Annotated in this window: 2 protein-coding genes; both read left to right on the top strand. The window is 61.1% G+C overall.

The genetic code is table 11. The annotated features are described in order from the left end of the window. The coding region (locus tag AC1DSG_RS29890) for a diguanylate cyclase domain-containing protein (protein WP_477794089.1) at positions 1–468 on the top strand (468 nt) is incomplete at its 5' end. 195 nt (positions 469–663) lie between these two features. Further along, positions 664–2,475 (top strand): monovalent cation:proton antiporter-2 (CPA2) family protein, encoded by a 1,812-nt coding sequence (locus AC1DSG_RS29895; RefSeq protein WP_477794090.1) that lies wholly within the window; start codon positions 664–666, stop codon positions 2,473–2,475. Positions 2,476–2,820: the final 345 nt, after the last annotated feature.

Consider the following 2,820-nt stretch of genomic DNA (forward strand, 5'->3'; position numbering starts at 1 on the left):
GCTCTGGAGCAAGCCCGTATCGGCGCCACACGGGTTGCGCTGGTCTTTGTCGACCTCAACGGTTTCAAGACCATCAACGATCGCTACGGACATGCAGCGGGCGACCACGTCCTGATCACCACCGCCACGCGGTTGAAGAAAATTTTGCGCTCAACCGACACCGTCGCCCGGATCGGCGGCGACGAATTTGTGGTCATTCTCCAAGGATTGCCTCAGGACATCTGCCTGCAGGATGAAGCGCGCAACATCTGCCAGAAAATCTTCGTCGAACTGTCACCGCCGATCACCGTTGGCAACGACCAGCGCCACATCGGCACCAGCCTAGGGGTCGCGGTGTACCCGGACCACGCGCCGAACATGGACCGGCTGATTCATATTGCGGACCTGGCGATGTATGAGGCCAAGCGCAGTGGGAATAATCAGTATCGGTTGGGCACCGAGAGTTCAGTGCGAGCTCCCAGCCAATAGGTCTTGAACGCTCCACCGGGATTGCTCGGTTGTTCGTTCGGGCGCTATCGCGAGCAGGCTCGCTCCYACAGGGGAACTCGATCACCTGTRGGAGCGAGCCTGCTCGCGATAGCGGTTTGTCCGTCAACGCGGCTGACGCATCCCGCCGAAGCCTTTATTCTTGGCGCCCCGCCGTATCGAGTGTTGGAGTAAGTCATGCCCCATGAAGGCAACCTGTTGCAAGCCGCTGTCGTATTTCTGTTCGCGGCGGTGCTCACCGTGCCCTTGGCCAAGCGYCTGCAATTGGGAGCCGTGCTGGGTTATCTGTTTGCCGGCGTGCTCATCGGGCCGTCGGTGCTGGGGCTGATCGGCAATCCGCAAAGTGTCAGCCACATCTCTGAACTCGGCGTGGTGTTGCTGTTGTTCGTCATTGGCCTGGAACTGTCGCCGCGACGCTTGTGGGTGATGCGCAAATCGGTGTTCGGCGTGGGCCTGGCGCAGGTGCTGCTGACGGGTTCGGTGATCGGTGTGCTGGCGCTGTTCGTTTTCGGTCAGCCACTGAACAGCGCCATCGTGCTGGGCCTGGGCCTTGCCTTGTCGTCCACCGCGTTTGGCTTGCAAAGCCTGGCCGAGCGCAAGGAACTGACCAGCCCTCACGGCCGGTTGGCGTTTGCGATTCTGCTGTTTCAGGACATCGCCGCGATCCCGCTGATCGCCATGGTGCCGCTGCTGGCGGGTGGCGATCACGCCAGCACCGCGAGCGACAATGTGAATCATGGTTTGCGCGTGTTGGGCAGCATTGCGGTGGTGGTAATCGGCGGACGCTATCTGCTGCGCCCGGTGTTTCGCGTGGTCGCCAAGACCCGTTTGCCGGAGGTGTCCACCGCCACGGCGCTGCTGGTGGTGATCGGTACGGCGTGGCTGATGGACCTGGTCGGCGTGTCCATGGCGCTTGGCGCGTTCCTCGCCGGCTTGCTGCTGGCGGACTCCGAATACCGTCATGAACTGGAAGCGCAGATCGAACCGTTCAAAGGCCTGCTGCTGGGTCTGTTCTTCATCAGCGTCGGCATGGGCGCCAACCTGAGCCTGTTGCTCAGCGCGCCGATTGCCGTGCTCGGGCTGACGCTACTGCTGATCGCAATCAAGTTGCCGTTGCTGTTTATCGTGGGCCGATTGGCCGGTGGCTTGGGCAAAGTCAATGCGCTGCGTCTGGGCATCGTGTTGGCGGCCGGTGGTGAGTTCGCGTTTGTGGTGTTCAAGATCGGCCGCGATCAAGGCTTGTTCGAGCCGCACCTGTACGACTTGCTGGTGCTGACGATCACCCTGTCCATGGCAGTGACGCCGCTGTTGTTGCTGCTGTGCGCACGGCTCTATTCGCCCAAGGTGCAACCCGTCGTGGTGCCGGAAACATTCCGCCAAATCGACACCGATGCGCCAAGGGTGGTGATTGCCGGCATGGGCCGGATGGGTCAGATCGTGGCGCGGATTCTGCGGGCGCAAAACATCAAGTTCGTGGCGCTCGACACCTCGGTGGAAACCATCGAGCTGTCCCGCAGTTTCGGCGGTGTGCCGGTGTTCTATGGCGACCCGATGCGCCCGGAGATCCTCAGCGCGGCCAAGGTCGAACAGGCTGAATATTTCATCATCGCCACCGATGATCCGGACACCAACATCAAGACCGCCGAGGTGGTGCACCGCTTGTATCCACACATCAAAATCATCGCCCGGGCGCGTAACCGCCAGCATGTGCATCGCCTGGTGGACCTCGGCGCCGAGGCGATTCGCGAAACCTATTACTCGAGCCTGGAAATGAGCCGGCGCACGCTGGTGGGACTGGGCCTGACCCAAGCCCAGGCCGATGCGCGGATCAAGCGTTTCAAGCATCACGACGAGCAGGTGCTGGAGGCGCAGCATGCCGTGTATGACGATGCGGCGAAGGTCTTGCAGACCGCGCAGGAAGCGCGGGCTGAGCTGGCTAAACTGTTTGAGTCGGATCAGTTGGAGGAGCAGGAAGCAGGTAAGGTTTAAGCCCTGGGGTGACAGTGCTGACGCCATCGCGGGCAAGCCCGATCCCACAGTGGCGCTTTATATATGGAAGGCCACACAGCAAAACGCCGCTTCCACCAATGGCAGAAGCGGCAGAGGCAATGAGGCCTCAGCGGATCAATGCATGAACAGGGCGATCAGGATGATGATCGGGATTGGCACACCGAGAAAGAACAGCAGTAATGAGCGCATGATGATTCTCCTGGGTTAGCGGACAGGCAGCGAAGCAGTGGTGACATAGGCGTCGGTTTCCACATACACCACGGCGTCCCGACGACGACCGCCATAGGTAGCGGCGAGGCTGGCGAAAAACGCACCGATCAGCAG

The sequence above is a fragment of the Pseudomonas sp. P5_A12 genome (assembly GCF_056400685.1).